This window comes from Nonomuraea sp. 3N208 (genome assembly GCF_052245935.1).
Taxonomy (GTDB): Bacteria; Actinomycetota; Actinomycetes; order Streptosporangiales; family Streptosporangiaceae; genus Nonomuraea.
In genome coordinates this window covers 68,449-83,827 of sequence record NZ_JBQQBR010000004.1, presented here as the reverse complement: position 1 = coordinate 83,827, position 15,379 = coordinate 68,449, and the positions used below count along the sequence as shown (strand labels likewise).

20 protein-coding genes are annotated in these 15,379 nt (G+C 70.8%); 9 read left to right on the top strand and 11 right to left on the bottom strand.

Annotation, left to right across the window (positions count from 1 at the left end; genetic code table 11):
* Nucleotides 1–10 precede the first annotated feature (10 nt).
* The 4 genes from arsB (at nt 11) to ACTWPT_RS06730 (ending at nt 2,699) form a co-directional block, all read left to right on the top strand.
* The gene (gene arsB / locus ACTWPT_RS06745; protein ID WP_443176367.1) at nt 11–1,093 is read left to right on the top strand and encodes an ACR3 family arsenite efflux transporter; all 1,083 of its coding nucleotides are present in this window, start codon (nt 11–13) and stop codon (nt 1,091–1,093) included.
* Nucleotides 1,086–1,484, top strand: coding sequence for an arsenate reductase ArsC (locus ACTWPT_RS06740; RefSeq protein ID WP_443176366.1), 399 nt, complete (start codon nt 1,086–1,088; stop codon nt 1,482–1,484). The genes arsB and ACTWPT_RS06740 overlap by 8 nt, the downstream gene beginning before the upstream one ends.
* A 106-nt stretch (nt 1,485–1,590) precedes the next feature.
* Nucleotides 1,591–2,142 carry a tetratricopeptide repeat protein gene (locus tag ACTWPT_RS06735; RefSeq protein WP_443176365.1) on the top strand — a complete coding sequence of 184 codons (552 nt, stop codon included), beginning with the start codon at nt 1,591–1,593 and terminating at the stop codon, nt 2,140–2,142.
* Nucleotides 2,139–2,699, top strand: coding sequence for a cysteine hydrolase family protein (locus tag ACTWPT_RS06730; protein ID WP_443176364.1), 561 nt, complete (start codon nt 2,139–2,141; stop codon nt 2,697–2,699). Before ACTWPT_RS06735 ends, ACTWPT_RS06730 begins: the two co-directional genes overlap by 4 nt.
* 156 nt (nt 2,700–2,855) lie before the next feature.
* On the opposite strand, the gene ACTWPT_RS06725 is transcribed toward ACTWPT_RS06730, so the two are convergent.
* A complete protein-coding gene (locus tag ACTWPT_RS06725) occupies nt 2,856–4,127 on the bottom strand; it encodes a M28 family metallopeptidase (RefSeq protein ID WP_443176363.1) in 1,272 nt (423 codons plus the stop codon).
* Nucleotides 4,128–4,145: 18 nt separating this feature from the next.
* Between ACTWPT_RS06725 and ACTWPT_RS06720 the strand changes: the two genes are divergently transcribed.
* Nucleotides 4,146–4,442 carry a hypothetical protein gene (locus tag ACTWPT_RS06720; protein ID WP_443176362.1) on the top strand — a complete coding sequence of 99 codons (297 nt, stop codon included), beginning with the start codon at nt 4,146–4,148 and terminating at the stop codon, nt 4,440–4,442.
* 213 nt (nt 4,443–4,655) lie between these two features.
* Here ACTWPT_RS06720 and ACTWPT_RS06715 read toward each other — a convergent pair whose 3' ends face one another.
* From ACTWPT_RS06715 to ACTWPT_RS06680, 8 genes are all read right to left on the bottom strand, one after another.
* Nucleotides 4,656–5,057, bottom strand: coding sequence for an NAD(P)-binding protein (locus tag ACTWPT_RS06715; RefSeq protein WP_443176361.1), 402 nt, complete (start codon nt 5,055–5,057; stop codon nt 4,656–4,658).
* Complete coding sequence (locus ACTWPT_RS06710; protein ID WP_443176360.1) at nt 5,054–5,431, bottom strand: metalloregulator ArsR/SmtB family transcription factor; 378 nt, start codon at nt 5,429–5,431, stop codon at nt 5,054–5,056. The genes ACTWPT_RS06715 and ACTWPT_RS06710 overlap by 4 nt, the downstream gene beginning before the upstream one ends.
* 31 nt (nt 5,432–5,462) lie before the next feature.
* Complete coding sequence (locus tag ACTWPT_RS06705; protein ID WP_443176359.1) at nt 5,463–6,701, bottom strand: MFS transporter; 1,239 nt, start codon at nt 6,699–6,701, stop codon at nt 5,463–5,465.
* Nucleotides 6,698–6,967, bottom strand: coding sequence for a hypothetical protein (locus ACTWPT_RS06700; protein WP_305922982.1), 270 nt, complete (start codon nt 6,965–6,967; stop codon nt 6,698–6,700). The genes ACTWPT_RS06705 and ACTWPT_RS06700 overlap by 4 nt, the downstream gene beginning before the upstream one ends.
* A gap of 14 nt (nt 6,968–6,981) precedes the next feature.
* The gene (locus tag ACTWPT_RS06695) at nt 6,982–8,388 is read right to left on the bottom strand and encodes an FAD-dependent oxidoreductase (RefSeq protein WP_443176358.1); all 1,407 of its coding nucleotides are present in this window, start codon (nt 8,386–8,388) and stop codon (nt 6,982–6,984) included.
* Nucleotides 8,389–8,420: 32 nt separating this feature from the next.
* Nucleotides 8,421–8,558 (bottom strand): hypothetical protein, encoded by a 138-nt coding sequence (locus ACTWPT_RS06690; RefSeq protein ID WP_443176357.1) that lies wholly within the window; start codon nt 8,556–8,558, stop codon nt 8,421–8,423.
* A gap of 141 nt (nt 8,559–8,699) precedes the next feature.
* Complete coding sequence (locus ACTWPT_RS06685; RefSeq protein WP_443176654.1) at nt 8,700–8,981, bottom strand: ArsR/SmtB family transcription factor; 282 nt, start codon at nt 8,979–8,981, stop codon at nt 8,700–8,702.
* A 165-nt stretch (nt 8,982–9,146) separates the two neighbouring features.
* Nucleotides 9,147–9,701, bottom strand: coding sequence for a TetR/AcrR family transcriptional regulator (locus tag ACTWPT_RS06680; protein ID WP_443176356.1), 555 nt, complete (start codon nt 9,699–9,701; stop codon nt 9,147–9,149).
* A gap of 113 nt (nt 9,702–9,814) precedes the next feature.
* Between ACTWPT_RS06680 and ACTWPT_RS06675 the strand changes: the two genes are divergently transcribed.
* Genes ACTWPT_RS06675 through ACTWPT_RS06665 form a run of 3 tightly spaced genes read left to right on the top strand, consistent with a single transcriptional unit; the run spans nt 9,815 to nt 14,426 of the window.
* Nucleotides 9,815–11,530 carry an ABC transporter ATP-binding protein gene (locus ACTWPT_RS06675; protein ID WP_443176355.1) on the top strand — a complete coding sequence of 572 codons (1,716 nt, stop codon included), beginning with the start codon at nt 9,815–9,817 and terminating at the stop codon, nt 11,528–11,530.
* The gene (locus tag ACTWPT_RS06670) at nt 11,527–13,233 is read left to right on the top strand and encodes an ABC transporter ATP-binding protein (RefSeq protein ID WP_443176354.1); all 1,707 of its coding nucleotides are present in this window, start codon (nt 11,527–11,529) and stop codon (nt 13,231–13,233) included. The genes ACTWPT_RS06675 and ACTWPT_RS06670 overlap by 4 nt, the downstream gene beginning before the upstream one ends.
* A complete protein-coding gene (locus tag ACTWPT_RS06665) occupies nt 13,230–14,426 on the top strand; it encodes an MFS transporter (protein ID WP_443176353.1) in 1,197 nt (398 codons plus the stop codon). Before ACTWPT_RS06670 ends, ACTWPT_RS06665 begins: the two co-directional genes overlap by 4 nt.
* Here the strand turns inward: ACTWPT_RS06665 and ACTWPT_RS06660 are convergent.
* A complete protein-coding gene (locus ACTWPT_RS06660) occupies nt 14,407–14,550 on the bottom strand; it encodes a hypothetical protein (protein ID WP_443176663.1) in 144 nt (47 codons plus the stop codon). The genes ACTWPT_RS06665 and ACTWPT_RS06660 overlap by 20 nt on opposite strands.
* On the opposite strand from ACTWPT_RS06660, the gene ACTWPT_RS06655 reads away from it, so the two are divergent.
* Nucleotides 14,518–14,985: a copper resistance protein CopC gene (locus ACTWPT_RS06655; protein WP_443176653.1), complete on the top strand. Its 468-nt coding sequence runs from the start codon at nt 14,518–14,520 to the stop codon at nt 14,983–14,985. The genes ACTWPT_RS06660 and ACTWPT_RS06655 overlap by 33 nt on opposite strands.
* Here the strand turns inward: ACTWPT_RS06655 and ACTWPT_RS06650 are convergent.
* Complete coding sequence (locus ACTWPT_RS06650; protein WP_443176352.1) at nt 14,891–15,367, bottom strand: hypothetical protein; 477 nt, start codon at nt 15,365–15,367, stop codon at nt 14,891–14,893. The genes ACTWPT_RS06655 and ACTWPT_RS06650 overlap by 95 nt on opposite strands.
* Nucleotides 15,368–15,379: the final 12 nt, after the last annotated feature.

Here is a 15,379-nt window from a genome sequence, read left to right as displayed (position 1 = left end):
AGGAAGCTGGATGTCGTCTACAACTGTCACGACCAAAAGTTCGGGCGTGATCGGCGGACTGTCCACGCTGGATCGATTCCTGCCGGTGTGGATCGGGCTGGCGATGGCCGCCGGACTGCTCCTCGGACGGTTGGTGCCCGGCCTGGACACGGCGCTGGAAGCGGTGAAGATCGGCGAGATCTCGCTGCCCATCGCGCTGGGCCTGCTGCTGATGATGTATCCGGTGCTCGCCAAGGTCCGCTACGACCGGCTCGACACCGTCACCGGCGACCGCCGCATGCTGGTGGCGTCCCTGGTGTTGAACTGGATCGTCGGTCCGGCCCTGATGTTCGCTCTGGCCTGGGCGCTGCTGCCGGACCTACCCGAGTACCGCACCGGGCTGATCATCGTCGGCCTGGCCCGCTGCATCGCCATGGTCCTCATCTGGAACGACCTGGCCTGCGGCGACCGCGAGGCCGCCGCCGTCCTGGTCGCCCTCAACTCCATCTTCCAGGTCATCGCCTTCGGCGCGCTCGGCTGGTTCTACCTGGAGATCCTGCCCGGCTGGCTCGGCCTGTCCCAAGCAGCGCTGGACGTCTCGATGTGGGACATCGCCCAGTACGTGCTGATCTTCCTGGGCATCCCCCTCCTGGCCGGGTATCTGTCCCGCAAGCTGGGCGAGCGGTCCAAGGGCCGGGAATGGTACGAGACCCGCTTCCTGCCGAAGATCGGCCCGATCGCGCTGTACGGGCTGCTGTTCACCATCGTCATCCTGTTCGCCCTGCAAGGGCACACGATCAGCGAGCGTCCATTGGACGTGGCCCGGATCGCGCTGCCGCTGCTGGCCTACTTCTTCCTCATGTGGGGTGGCTCGTTCCTGGCCGGGCGGGCCATCGGCCTGCCCTATGACCGCACCTCCACGCTCGCCTTCACCGCGGCCGGCAACAACTTCGAGCTGGCCATCGCGGTGGCCGTCGGCGTGTTCGGCGTCACCTCGGGGCAGGCGCTGGCCGGGGTGGTCGGCCCGCTCATCGAGGTGCCCGTCCTGGTCGCTCTGGTCTACGTCAGCCTGTGGGGGCGGTGTCTGTTCAGCAAGGAGCCCGCTGATGCCTAGCGTCCTGTTCGTCTGCGTGCACAACGCCGGCCGCTCCCAGATGGCCGCCGGGTGGCTCTCCCACCTGGCCGGCGACCGCATCGAGGTCCGCTCCGCGGGCTCGGCGCCCGCTGACCAGATCAACCCCGTCGCCGTCGAGGCCATGCGCGAGGTCGGCATCGACATCACCGCCGAGGAGCCGAAGGTCCTTACCGTGGACGCTGTGCAGGCCTCGGACGTGGTCATCACCATGGGCTGCGGCGACGCCTGCCCGGTGTTTCCCGGCAAGCGCTACGAGGATTGGAAGCTCGACGACCCGGCAGGCCAGGGCATCGAGGCCGTCCGACCGATCCGCGATGAGATCCGTAACCATATCGAGCAGCTGATCAAAGAGCTGCTCCCCTCCGGCTGAGGACGGCGACGAAAGTACAGGCAGGTGGCGTGCCCCCGGCTACCCACGCGATCACTCCCATCTCCCCGGTCGGGGTCTTCGCGCCGACGCCGCCTGCCGCGCCGCCATGACCGGCCCGAACCCGGCCGCCGAGCAGCCGCCGACCGCACAAGAGGCAGCCATGGTGGCGCAGGAGGCCATCGCCGTATTCGCGGAGATGGTCCTGGGGCGTCACCGGCTCCTGGGGTTCGCGCACCCCGACACTCTGGCCGGCCTTGGGCTGCTCGCGGGGGTGCTGGAGGCGGCAGGGCGAACGGAGGAGGCGCTGGCCCTGTATGAAGTGACGCTCGCCGGTCACGAGCGCGCGCTGGGCACTGACCACCCGGACACGCTGGCCACCCGGGCCGACCTCGCCCACGTCCTGCAGTCGGTAGGACGTGCGCACGAGGCCATCGCGCTGGTGGGAGCGTCTCATCGGGGTCGGCCGGGCCGGATGATGCGCGCTGACGACCGCGGCACCACGCGCCGTCACCGCCACATATGGCCCGCCTGCGCCGCAGTCGCTGGCCCTTACGCGAATCTGTCCCACTATCGTCGTACTAGATCGACGACAACAGCGCCAAGGATACGACCGTGGAGGATGGCCGATGGCGCGCCGTACAGACAAGGAACCGTATGACCACCACCGCGCTCATCGTCGGCGACCTGCAGGCGGGCATCGTGAACAACTACCCCTTCGCCGCCGACGTGCTCCCCGTCGTGGAGAAGGTTCTCCCCGCGGCCAGAGCCTCCGGAATCCCGGTGATCTTCATCCGTTTCGGGCTCCGGGCTTCAGGCCTTGATGTGGCAGCGGGAAACCAGTTGATCAGCGGCCTGCACGGGGCGGGGACGCTGTTTCACGAAGAATCCCCCGAGACGCTCGTGCACCCGCGCATTGAGCCGTTGCCGGGCGAGGCCGTCGTCCTCAAGCGCCGCGCCAGCGCCTTCGCGGCGACCGACCTCGATCGGCTCCTGCGCGCCCAGCACATCGACTCCATCGTGCTGACCGGTGTCGCGACCGGGGCGATGATCGCCGCTACCCTCTACGACGCCTCCGACCGCGACTACCACGTGACCGTGCTCAGCGACGCCTGCGCCGACGGGGAACCGGACGTGCACGACTTCCTGATCAACCGCGTCTTCCCGGCCAGGGGTGCTGACGTTCTTACCGGCCACGAGTGGACCGCCCGCCTGTGACCAACCGTCAGCATTGAAGATCTGAGCCATGCCCGCGATGAGAGGGCGCATTGACCGCTCAGCCTTCGATGACAAGAGCTCAAGGTCCGATGTCGCGGGACAGGCGGGGCCAAACCCGACGCGTAGGTGGGGCCCGCTCACACTCATAGAGCCAGGTCAGGCCGCGCACCGGCCGGACAGCAGCCACACGGTGGCCACCAGCAGGCGGGCCGCTGCCACAAGGGTGTCCGGCTGGACGCGGTCGGGGGTTTCGGCGGGGGTCTGGTAGCCGGGCATGCCCATGCCGATGCCGATCGCGGCCAGTCCGGCGGCGGCGTAGCGGCGGTTGTCGGAGGCCATGGCGCCTGCCCGCAGCGGCACCCCGGTCCGGCGGGCCGCCTGGTCCAGGACGGCCAGCAGGGCGTGGGCGGGCCCGCCCGCCTCGACGGAAGCGGCCTGGTGCAGCTGGGCGGCACCATCGAGGTTGATCACCAGCGTGTCCGGCGGCAGGGCGGGGGCGTGGTGGGCCGACCCCCATGCGCCTGCTTCCTCGGCGTCCAGGAAGGCCACCGTCAGCTCCCGCACCGCAGGTGCCGGTGCGGCCGACAGGACGCGGGCGGCCTCCAGGACCGCGGCCACGCCTGAGGCATTGTCGGCGGCCGCGGGCAGCCGCCGGTCGGGGTCGTCGCCGACACCGTCGTAGTGCGCGGTCAGCAGCACCCGCGACCTGCCCTCCCGGTCATCGCCTCCCTCGAGGTGGGGGGTGTGCGGGAAGCGGGCGTAGACGTTGTGGCCGCGGGTGGCGATCCGCCGCAGCGGCATCGACCCGGTCACCTGGACCGGGCCGCCTGCCAGGGCTTCGGCCATGCGCGCGTGCACCTCGGTGTGCAGGGCGATGACGGGCACCTGGCGGGCGGGCGGGCCGGCGATCATCTTGGGCATCCAGCCGTCGGCGTCGGCGCCGCGTGCGGTCAGCACTCCGGCCGCACCCTGCGCCTCGGCCCGCTCACACACCCGCGCCCAGTCTCCGGCCTCGGCCAGCACCCACCGGCCGCGCAGGCTGGTCTCGGAGGGCCCGGCCAGCGGGGCGGAGCGCGGGCGGGGCAGCTCGGCGGAGGCCAGGTGCTCGACGAAGTCGCGGCGGTGCGCCAGGCGCCGCGCCCGCCTGCCAGCGCTCCATTCGAGGACGGGGGTCTCGTACAGCTCGCGCACGTCCGCCACGTCGAAGCCCGACAGCTGCACCTCGGCGCCCAGCTCGCCGAGCCGCTCGGCGAGCCAGGTGGCGGCGGCGTGGCCGCCAGGCGTGCCCACGCGCCGCCCGGCGTAGCGATCGCCGGCCAGCTCGTGCACCGTGGCCCGCATCCGCGCCACCGATACCCGCTCCACGAGGGCCGGCAGGTCCAGCTCAGCCCGGTCCACGTTCGGGGCCGCGGGGATCATCCGCAGCATCCGGTGGAGGTGGCGCCGGTGGCCGAAGCGGTGGCGGTCGAAGCGGTGGCGGGCGCCGGGGCCTGGCCGCAGCAACCGGCCTGGGCGGCCTGCTGCGCCGCGGCCGGGCTGCCGCAGCAGCTCGTGGCCGCCTCATCAGTGTCACTCGCGCCGGAGAGGCTGGCGGTGGGGATGGTGGTGGGGGCTCCGCAGCAGCCTCCGGCCGCGGGCGGGGTGAACGCCTCGCGCACGTCGCCGATGAAGCCGCCGCTGCTCTGGTTCGTCATGGTGTTCCCCTTCACGGGAGCGGCGGAGGCCGCCACCCAAAACAGTTAGATGGATGTCTAATCAGTAGTCACCATCTCATGCTGATTAGATACTCGTCAAGATAGATGGCGGTCGAATTATTCGGATGTCGTCTGGCTCAGCGGGCGCGTGGCTGCTATAGCTGGGCGGCGAGTTGCCGGGCGGTACGGCGGGCGCCGATGAGGGTGGCCGCGGAGGAGCCGATCCAGTCGCCCTAGCCGAGCAGGTGCAGACGTGGCTCGCTTACGGCTTGGGTGCCTTCGGTCGGGATGAGCCCGTCATGGCCGCGCAGCCGCAGCGGCACCAGATGGCCCAGGGCAGGGCGAAAGCCGGTGTACTAGATGATGGCGTCGGCATCCAGTGTGGTGCCGTCGCTCCAGGCGATCCCTGTGGGTGTGAGGCGGGCGCACTCGGGTAGCCGCCGCCGGGAGGCGAGGGCATCATGCGGCAGGGCGGCGAGCTGTACTGAGCGGATGAGAACAGCCGCAGCGAGGGCCGGGCATGCCGCCACGCCCCGCCCGATCGGTCTTGGGCGTCGAGGGTGACGAAGTCGCCCTTGGCGCGGCGCAGGTAATAGCCGGCGGCTAAGCCCGCCTGGCCACCGCCGATGACCAGGACGTCGACCGCGCGGGGTTGATCGGTCATGCAGGGGTGAGCTCCAGCTCACCGGGCCTGCTGGACGCGGGCTCGGTGAGCGGCGCGAACAGAGCGCCCAGCTTGTTCACCGCCTCGGGGATGATCCGGTAGTAGGCCCAGGTGCCGCGCCGCTCGCCGTCGATCAAGCCCGCCGTACGCAAGACCTTGAGGTGGTGCGAGATCGTGGGCGCCGTCAGGTCGAAGGCGTCGGTGAGGTCGCACACGCAGGCCTCGCCTCCGGCGTGGGAGCCGATCATCGACAGCAGGCGCAGCCGTACCGGATCGGCGACGGCCTTCAGCATGACCGCCAGCTCGGCGGCGTCGGTCTCCGACAGCGGCTCGCGCGCGATCGGCGCGCAGCACTGGATCGTGACAGCGGTCATCCGGCACCCCTTACTTCGAAATCTATCGAAATCATACGCGATGGTAGGCGACCAAGGCCAACGCGGCGATCACACAGGCGGCGGCGACCGCGCCCATCACCCAGACATAGCCCACTGCTTGGGCGAGCGCGACCGCTCCCAGCGGAGCGAGGGCCTTGTCAGCGACGGAGAACGCCGCGATACGGCCGGACAACGAGGCGTAGGCCGCGGTGCCGTACCGGCCGACCAGCAGGTGCGGCAGGGTGATGGAGGCGATGCCGAAGCCGAGCCCGAATCCCAGCACGCAGCCGATGGCACCCGGCACCGTACGCCCGACCAGCGGCAGCAGCAGGACGGAGACGCCCTGCAGGGCGAAGATCGCGGCGGCGATGAGTGCGGCGGGCAGGCGGCGTTGCAGGCCGGTGGTAAGCAGGCGTCCGGTCACCGACAGCACCCCCAGGAGTCCGGCCAGCGTCGCGGCCAGGACGGGTGAGTGCCCGAGGTGGATGAGGTAGGTGATGAGCAGCACCGCCATCACCGCCGCCGCGCCGCCGTTGGCGGTGAAGGCGAGCACCAGCAGCCAGAACGGCCGCCGACGGGTGGCGGCCTTGACGATGCCGGCACGCTCTTCCGCGGTGGCGGGCTCGTGCTTGGCGTGGGTACGGCGGCGCAGGACGAGCGCATGCAGGGGGATCGCGGCCACGCCGTAGATCAGCGCCAGGACGACCAGAGCCTGGCGCCAGCCGTACCACTCCACCAGCAGCCCGGTGAGCGGCAGGAAGATCGAGGAGGCGAAACCGGCAACGACAGTGAGCGCGAGCAGGGCGTTGGCCCGACCGCGTTCCCGGGCAAGGCCGTCGAACCAGCTGACGATGACGGCGAAGGCCGACTCGTAGAGCACCATGGCGCAGGCGATGCCCATCGCGGCGAACACCGCGTACAGCTGCCACAGGCTCTCCACTCGCGACCAGGCCAGCACGGCAGCCGTGCCGAGAATCGATCCGGCGGTCATGAGGCCACGGCCGCCGCGGGCATCGAGCCGGCGGCCGACCAGCGGCGCGCACAGCGCGGCGATCAGGATCGACAGGGTGAGCGCGGCGGCGATCTGAGCGTTGGTGGCGTGCAGGTCGCGGGCCATCGGCGCGAGGAAGACGGAAAAGGCGTAGTAGAGCACGCCGTACCCGATGGTCTGGGTGACGGCCAGCGCGGCGACGATCCGCCTGCCGTAGCCGGGAAGCGGCTGACCGCCGCCCCTGGTTCCTGGGGCGGCGGTCTCGGTGGTGAAGCTCACTCCGGCTCGCTGGAGCACGAGATCAGGCGGCGGCCGTCCGCGGTCGTCGTCCACTCGTCTCCCGTTTCGGCGATGAAGCCCTGGGCCTCCAGCCGCCAGGCCAGGGTGCCGGCCATGCGGGCGATGGCCGGCGCGAAGCCCGGGTTGGTGCTGGATCGCCGGGCGCTGACCAAATGGCGGCCCAGCTCTTCGGTGTGCAACCGGCCGTGGTCACAGATGAGGCGCAAGGCCTCCTTCTGGGCGGCGGTGGGATATCCGTCTGACATGTCCATCCCTGCTTTCAGCCGCAGCAGCCGCCGCCGTCGCTGGAGGCGCCGACGGTGGCCAGCGGCAGCGGGGTGGCCAGCAGGCCACCGCTGATCCCGGTAGCCAGGCCGACACGCTGCTCCTGGGCCTCGGCGAGGTTGGAGGAGCACACGCCGGTCTCCGGCAGGTCGAGCTGCACGTCGCGGGCCGCCTCCCAGTCGCCCGCGATGGCCGCGACAACCGAGCGGACCTGCTCGTAGCCGGTGGCCATCAGGAACGTCGGGGCACGGCCGTAGCTCTTGACGCCGACGGCGTAGTAGCCCGGTTCGGGGTGGGCCAGCTCATCGACGCCGTGCGCGGGCACGGTGCCACAGGAGTGCTGATTGGGGTCGATCAGCGGGGCCAGCTGCCGGGTGGAGCCGAGGATCGGATCCAGGTCCAGACGCAGCTCGGAGGCGATGGAGTGGTCCGGGCGGTAGCCCGTCGCGGCCACGATGCGGTCCACCGTGACCGACTGCTCGGCACCGGACGGGTCACGGCTGACCACGCTCACCTGGTCGCCACGTCGGGTGACGGAGTGGGCGAAGAAGCCGGTCAGCAGCTGGATGCGGCCCGAATCCACGTGGGCGCGCAGGCGGGTGCCGAGCGCGCCGCGTGCGGGCAGCGCGTCGGCCGCGCCGCCGCCATAGGTACGGCTGGCGCTGCCCGCACGGATCGCCCAGGTGATCTGAGTGTCGTCGAGCTGTGCGAGGGCGAGCAAGGTGGTGGCTGCCGAGTGACCGGCGCCCACGACCAGCGTGTGCTTGCCCTCGTAGATTTCACGGTCGGCGCCGAGCACGTCGGGCAGGGCGTGGTCGACCAGCTCGCCCGCCTCCCCCTCGCCGTAGGCGGGCAGGCCGCTGGCACCCAGGACGTTCGGCGTGAAGTAGGTGCCGGAGGCGTCGATGATCGCGCGGGCCGGCAACTCCTCACCGCCGTCGAGACGGATCAGGAACGGGACGTCTTCGCGGCCGCTGGTCCGGACCCGGTCATAGCCGAGGCGGCTGATCGCCGTCACCTTGGTGCTGAGCCGTACCTTGTCGCCGAACAGCTTGGCCAGCGGAGCGAGATAGTCAGTGATCAGCTCGGCGCCGGTGGGCAGCCACTCGGGGTCCGGCTCGCTCCAGCCGTCGGCCTCCAGCAGGCGCTTGGCGGCGGCGTCGATGTTGAACCTCCACGGGCTGAACACCCGGACGTGCCCCCACTGCGCGACCGAGGCGGCCACCTGCTCGCCGGCCTCCAAGACCAGGAAGTCCAGGCCGCGCTCGGCCAAGTTGCCGGCGGCGGCCAGACCGACCGGGCCCGCGCCGATGACCACCACCGGCAGCTCGCCGGCCTCGATCCTGCTCATGGGCTGCTCTGCCTCCAGGGGCGCAGTGGTGCCGCAGCATCCGTCACTCATGATTGCCTCACTCGCATTCGGTCGTCGGGTGGCTAGCGGAGCATCAGGCTCGTGGTGCGGGCACGATCGATCGCGGCGCCGGCCCGGCAGGCGGCGTCGCAGACCTCGCCGCGGATCTCGTCGAACGTGACGGTGGTGTCACGGCGGAACCGGCGCAGTAGAGCACGCATCGCACATCTCCTGTTTAGATGACTTTCGAAGTAATAAGCAGCATGCCGCACTGATTAGAGATCTGTCAAATTAGATATTGGCCTAAGTTGCCGGGACGCCGGATCGGCGCGAGCTCGATCGAGGGATGACCTGGTCCGGGCCTATCCGCACCCGCCGGCGAACGGGCCGTCCCCGGGAGGGCAGCACGCCTGCAGGGCATCCTGCAGATCCGTCAGGGCGCGTCGCACGCCGTCGGGATTAGCGCGGTAATGGACGGTCTTCCATTCGCGCCGCCCGGTGAGCACCCCGCCGTCGCGGAGCGTCGCCAGATGGGTGGAGGCGGCCGACTGGGCGAGCGAGAGCCGCTCGGCCACCTCGTTGACCGTCAACTCCACCCCGCCCTCAAACAGGAAGAGGATCTGCTGGCGGGTATCGCTGGCCAGCGCCTTGAGGAAGCCGCGGGCCGCGTCAGTCAGCTGGATCCCGGCGCATGGACACGATCGTCATCGAGCGCTCGCCGGGACCGCATGAATCCGGCTTGATGTCCGCGCCGATCGGGTCGCACGTGGCGGCCTGAAGGGCTGCGCTGGATGCGTTCGGGGGAGGGATCAGGTTTCGAGCAGGGCCTGGCAGATGCGGCTGGCCTCGTCCAATAGCCGCCGTCTGTCGTGTGGCGCATGGAGGATGTGGTCGGCGATTCCGTGCATGACGTGATAGAGCGCGATGGCGGTCGCTCCGGGGTCGGGGAGGAGCGCGGTCTCTTCGAGGAGGTCGCGTAGCGCGTCGATGGCGAGGTTGGGCCGCGGCTGGTCAACCGGCTGCGCGGCGTGGGACTCGTGCCGGAAGAGGACGTCGTGCAGGCGGGTGTCGGACAGGTATTCGGTGATACCGGCCAGCAGCCAGGCCTGCACCCGCGCGATGCCGGTCTCCTTGTCGGAGGTCTGCCGCTGGCGTGCCACGAACCGCTCCACATAGCGGTCCCGAAGGGCGGCAAGGAGCTCGTCCTTACTGGCGAAGTGCAGGTAGAAGGTCCCTTTGGCGACTCCCGCGCCGACGACCACGTCATCGATCTTGAGGGCGTCCACGCCGTGGGTCAGGACGAGTGACTCTGCGGCATCGAGCAGGTCGCTGCGCCGCTCCTTGCTGGGTTTGGTCCTGGCCAACCTGCCTCCTTCCGGCTCCTGCCGACCCTAGTGGATGCGCGCACCCACCTCTTGTCAATGAAAATCGTTTCCGCTAAGTTGCGACTGACTGTCAGTCAGTTTAGGAGGCGATCATGAGTGTGTTGAATCTGGCCGTGCGTGCCGCCATGGTGCCAGTGGCGGGTAGCGTCGCCTTTGCGACCGGCATCGTGGTCACCCGGCTGGTCCAGGCCTGGGGACTCGCGACGCTGCTCGCCGCGCCGCTCGCCGGCCGCCCCTGGACGTCGGCGCTGTGGGGGTTGTGGCTGGCGGCGGCCATGGTGGCGGTCCGCGCTCTGCTGCTGTGGGCGTGCGAGTCGATCGCCGAGGCCATCGGCCACAAGGTCACGGTGACGGTACGCCGCCGGTTACTGGAGCACCTGCTGGCGCTGGGACCGGCGTACACGGCGGCCCGGCGTACCGGGGACCTCGCGGCGACCCTGGTGGAGAGCGTCACCGCGATCGCGAACGTGGTGGCCAGGGGACGCCCCGCCCGGCTGCTGTCCTGGATCGGGCCCCTGCTCGCGGCCGCGGTCGTCGCGGCCGTCGACCCGCTCGGCGGAGCGCTGCTCGCGGCCGCCCTCGTGGTGATGCAGCTCGCGCCGCCCATCTGGAACACGATCGGCAGGAGCGGCCACAACCGGGTGTTCGCCGACCTGCACGCCATGGACGCCGGGTTCGTCGAAGCCGTCCAGGGCATGGCCACCGCCAAGTCCTTCGGGGCCGCGCCGCGGATCCGGGACCGGCTGGCGGCCCAGGCGGAGATCGTGCGCGTGGCGAGCATGCGGACGCTGGGGCTCCTGTTCACGCAGACCCTGGCCGGCCGGTGGGCCGCCGCCGGCGCGGGGGCCGTGGCGGTGGTGCATGCCGGCCAGCTCGCTCTGGACGGGCGGATCTCCGGGACAGCCGCGCTGACCGTGCTGCTCGTGGTGCTGGTCGCGTTCGTGCCGGTCGAGGAGGCAGGCAGGCACCTGCACGCGATGTTCGCCGCCTCGGCGGCGGTGGCCAAGCTGGACGCCTTCCTCGCCGAGCAGCCACCCATGCCCGTCCCGCACGATGAGCAGGTACGCATCGGCGCCGCACCGGTCGTCGCAGTGGAGGACCTCTCCTACCGCTACCCCGGCCGCGAGGAGGAGGCGGTGACCGGCCTCAGCCTCACCATCGAACCGGGGCGCACGGTTGCGCTCGTGGGGTCGTCGGGCTCGGGCAAGAGTACGGTCGTCGCGCTGCTGGCCCGGCTGCTCGACCCGGTCGCGGGCTGCATCACCGTGGACGGGCACGACCTGCGGAAAGTGCCGCTGGACCAGTGGTGGCGCACCATTGCGGTGGTCAGCCAGGACGCGCACCTGTTCCCCGGCACCGTCGCTGAGAACATCGCCCTGGCCCGCCCGGACGCGCCTCTAGAACAGGTCGAGGCCGCTGCGGAGGCCGCCGGGCTGGCGGCCGACATCGCGGCCATGCCCGGCGGTTACGACACCGAGGTGTACGAGCGCGGCGGCCGCCTGTCGGGCGGGCAGCGGCAACGCGTGGCCATCGCCCGAGCGCTGCTGCAGGACGCGCCGGTGCTGATCCTCGACGAGGCCACCGCCGCGCTCGACCGGCACACCGAGACCACCGTCCACCAGACTCTCGACCGGCTGCGCCGCGACCGGGCCGTCCTCATCGTGGCCCATCGCCTGGCCACCGTGCGGGATGCCGACGAGATCGTCGTCCTGGAACGGGGACGCGTCGTGGAACGGGGCTCGCACGACCAACTGCTCAGCCGTACCGGCACCTATCACCGTCTCGTCCAGGCAGGAGCCATGCTGTGACCACACCCATGGACCGCCCCCTGCGGCGGCTGCTGCCCTACATGGCATCCAGGCCGCTCGTCTTCGCCCTGGTCATCACCTCCGGGCTGATCAACTACGGCATGGTGACGCTGCTGCCGGCGCTGACCGCGTACGTGCTGGGCAGTGGGCACTCCCTCACCCTGGGGATCGTCGTCGGCGTCCTGGTCGCGGGTGTCGCCGCGTGGTGGCAGCAGCACATCGGACACGACTGGGCCTACCGGCTGCTGAAGGTGCTGCGGCTACGGCTGTTCGACGGCCTGGAGCGGGCCACTCCGGGCAGGGTGCTCGGCCGCAGGACCGGCGAGCTGGCCGACATCGCCAAGAACGACGTGTCGGCCACGGAGATGTTCTTCGCCCACACGGCCGGGGACTATGTCGGCGCCGTCGCGGTCTCCCTGGTCGCGGTCGCCGTCGTCGCGTCGGTGGACGTGCCCAGCGCCGTCGTCGTGGCCGTGATGATGGTACTGGTCGCCATCGTGCCGGTGGTTCCGGCGCGGCGGGCGGCCGAGCAGGGCCAAGCCGTGCGCGCGGCGGCCGGGGCGGCCGCCGCCGACACCGTGGACGTCATCCAGGGCCTGCGGGAGCTGGCGCTCGCGCGGCGCGGCCGGGACACCGTGGAGCGTGTGCTCGCCCGTACCCAGGACCTACGCGGGCGACACCGCGCCTATGCCCGGCGCGCGGGACTCGAACTCGTCGTGTCGGAGTCGCTGCTCGGCTTCGGCCTCGTCGTCCTGGCCGCCGTCATCGGCTTCCGGGTGGCGGCGGGCGCCGTGGAGCCCCGCTGGCTGCCCGTCGTGATCGTCCTCGGCGTGTCGGCCCTGGCTCCCATCGTGACCGTCTCGGCGACCGCTCGTACGCTCGGTGACGTCCGCGCCGCGGCGGCGCGCGTCCTGGCGATCATCGGCTACCCCGCGCACGTGCGGGAGCCGGACGCGCCCCGGCAGGTGCGCGACCCGCTGCCTGCCGTGACGTTCGACCGGGTCCGCTTCGGCTACCCCGGAAACGCGGAGGAGGTGCTGCGCGGCGTCTCGTTCACGATCGAGCCTGGGGAGACCGTGGCCCTCGTCGGGCACTCGGGCGCGGGCAAGACCACGCTCGCCAACCTGCTGCTGCGCTTCTGGGACGTCACCGCGGGCGCGGTCACCGTCGGGCGGGCCGACGTACGCGACCTGGCCACCCCCGAGCTCCGCAGGACGGTCAGCGTCGTCCCGCAGGACATTTACCTCTTCCACGACACGATCGCGGACAACATCAGGCTCGGCCGTCCCGACGCCACCGACGCCGAAGTCGAGCAGGCGGCCAGGCTCGCCGGGGCGCACGACTTCATCACCGAGCTGCCGGACGGCTACCGCACGCTCTGCGGCGAACGCGGCGCCTTCCTGTCCGGCGGCCAGCGCCAGCGCATCGCCATCGCCAGGGCCCTGCTGACCGGCGCGCCCGTTCTCGTTCTCGACGAGGCCGTCTCCAACCTCGACACCGACACCGAGCGCGCCCTGCACGACGGCCTATCGGCAACCCGTGGGACCCGCACCACCCTCATCATCGCCCACCGCCTGTCCACCATCCGGCGCGCCGACCGAGTGGTCCTGCTGGACGGCGGCACGATCGTGGCCACCGGCACCCACGACGAGCTGATCGCCGGCTCGGCGGCCTATCGCAGGCTGACCATGGAGGCGGCGTGACCCGCCCCCTGGTGGTGATCGGGTCGCTGTTCCTGGTGTCCGACATCGGCTACTCGTTCTTCTTCGCCGGGCTGGGCACGATCCTGCTCGGCAGGGGAGTCTCCCTGCAGAGCGTGGCGCTGATCAACCTGCTCGGGGTGATCTACTTCGCGCGGTTCCTCATCGGGCCCGTGGTGGATCGGTACGGGCCGGCCGGGTTCGGCCACTACCGCGGCTGGCTGGTCGGCACGCAACTGGCGATGGTCGGCGCCCTGCTCGTGCTCGCCCTGCTCGACCCGGTGGCGGATCTGCCCGCTGTCCTGGCCGTGATCGCGGCGGTCCTGGTGATCTCGGCCTTCCACGACACCGCCGTCAACGGCCTGTCGGTTCGCCTGCTCCCGCCCGCCGGACGGGGCACCGCCAACGGCATCCAGGTCGCCGCTGCGAGCTTGTCCATCCTCCTCGGCTCGGGCGGCGCCCTGCTGTTGTATGCGTGGGCGGGGTGGGCGGTGACGTTGATCTCTCTGGCGGTGGTGTTCTGCGTCCCGCTCGCCGTGCTCGCGCGCTTCGCCGAACCGCCGTCGCCGGGGGAGACCGTGTCGTGGGGGGCGCTGGCCGGACCGTTCTGTTCACGCCGGACGGCGGTGTGGACCGTGTTGGTGGTCCCGCTCGTGGCCTTGGGGGTGTACCTGGCCACCGCCGTGCAGTCGGCGATGCTGCTCGCCGCTGGATGGGAGATGGAACGCATCGCGCTCACGCAGTACACCGTGGCCCCTCTCGCGGGCATCGCCGCCGGCCTAGGGACAGGCGCCATGATCGCCCGATGGGGCAGGCGGCGTCCGGTCATCATGATCGGCCTTTTCACGGCCATCGCGCTGGCGGGACTGTTGCCGCTCTCCACCGGAGCGGGCCATCGCGCCTTGGCCACGGCGGCCGTCGTGGGCGTGGCGATCGCGTACTCGGCGCTGGCCACCTGGATCTACACGATCGCGATGGACCTGGCCCGTCCCGCGACCGCCGCCACCGACGTCACCGTGCAGGTCTCCGTCCTGGGCGTCCTGCGCATGCTGCTCAGCGCCGCGGGGCTCGCACTCGCGGGCGTCGCCGGATTCCCGTTGCTCATCGCAGCCTCGGTGATCTTCTCACTCGCCGGGACCGCCGTAGCCGCGGCGTGGGCCACCCGGCACTCACCTGTCACATCACAGATGGGATGACCTTGTCGGCGAGCGCGGCGACCAGCGCCCGCGCCGGGTCGGAATGGCAGCCGAGCCCCGCGGCCGGGGGGAGCGGCCGGAACGGGTCCGGATCGCCTGGCGCGTGGTCTCCTCCGACGGTCACCCCATCGAGGGCGAGATCCCTTTCACCGTCACCGCTCCACCGGCCGCCCCCACACCCACGGCAAGCCTGCTGATCATAGGCTGCCGTCAACACGAGCGGTTCAGCGCAGATGATGCACCGGACGTGCGAAAGCCGATGACAGCCTCGGTGACTTCCGCAACCGAGCGCCGTCTTCGCCTATCGGTGATCGTCAACGATGCCAATCAGACAGGCGACATCCCCACCTCACCATCGTCGCCCTGTCGTTTCTCGCGGCAACTGCCCCGGTGCCGGTCGTGGCCCGGCCGCAGCACGGCGCGGTACGGCCTGCCCATCGGGTGCAGGCCGTACCGCGACCCGGCTATGCGCCGATCCGCGTGGAGGCGTTGCCCTCCAGCCGCTGTAATGCCTGGCGGGCCGCATTCACCACGAGGAGGATCACCAGCAGGACCGTGAACATGACGAAGTACACCGTGTGTTCCTGAAGCTCGGCCCTGTCGGCAGCCCAGACGTCGAGGGCCGAGAAGGAGATGAACCAGGCCATCCAGCCGAGGACCGCGGTGGCCAGCAGGCCGATGTGTCGTCTGACCAGCGCGATGATGGCGATGACGCCGAGCGCGAGCTCGACGGTCTTGGCCGTCCACAGGGCCGCAGGTACCCATTCGGCCCCCAGACCGACGGTGGCCTCCAGGTAGCGGGTGATCTGGGGAACGCGGTCTTTCCAGCCGAGCGGTAGTTCGGCGAAGTTGAACACGCCGAACGCCGCGAGGAATACCCCGATGGGAACGAAGATCCGAGGCCAGCCGGCCTCCTTGACGTTGAGCAGTCTTTCGACCATGAGAATTCACCC

Coding starts and splice junctions, on each gene's coding strand:
- ACTWPT_RS06690 (WP_443176357.1), bottom strand. CDS start 8,558: ATGCGTGCTCTACTGCGCCGGTTCCGCCGTGACACCACCGTCACGTTC.
- ACTWPT_RS06730 (WP_443176364.1), top strand. CDS start 2,139: ATGACCACCACCGCGCTCATCGTCGGCGACCTGCAGGCGGGCATCGTG.
- ACTWPT_RS06725 (WP_443176363.1), bottom strand. CDS start 4,127: ATGCTGCGGATGATCCCCGCGGCCCCGAACGTGGACCGGGCTGAGCTG.
- ACTWPT_RS06695 (WP_443176358.1), bottom strand. CDS start 8,388: ATGAGTGACGGATGCTGCGGCACCACTGCGCCCCTGGAGGCAGAGCAG.
- ACTWPT_RS06740 (WP_443176366.1), top strand. CDS start 1,086: ATGCCTAGCGTCCTGTTCGTCTGCGTGCACAACGCCGGCCGCTCCCAG.
- ACTWPT_RS06710 (WP_443176360.1), bottom strand. CDS start 5,431: ATGACCGCTGTCACGATCCAGTGCTGCGCGCCGATCGCGCGCGAGCCG.
- ACTWPT_RS06715 (WP_443176361.1), bottom strand. CDS start 5,057: ATGACCGATCAACCCCGCGCGGTCGACGTCCTGGTCATCGGCGGTGGC.
- arsB (WP_443176367.1), top strand. CDS start 11: ATGTCGTCTACAACTGTCACGACCAAAAGTTCGGGCGTGATCGGCGGA.
- ACTWPT_RS06700 (WP_305922982.1), bottom strand. CDS start 6,967: ATGTCAGACGGATATCCCACCGCCGCCCAGAAGGAGGCCTTGCGCCTC.
- ACTWPT_RS06650 (WP_443176352.1), bottom strand. CDS start 15,367: ATGGTCGAAAGACTGCTCAACGTCAAGGAGGCCGGCTGGCCTCGGATC.
- ACTWPT_RS06735 (WP_443176365.1), top strand. CDS start 1,591: ATGACCGGCCCGAACCCGGCCGCCGAGCAGCCGCCGACCGCACAAGAG.
- ACTWPT_RS06675 (WP_443176355.1), top strand. CDS start 9,815: ATGAGTGTGTTGAATCTGGCCGTGCGTGCCGCCATGGTGCCAGTGGCG.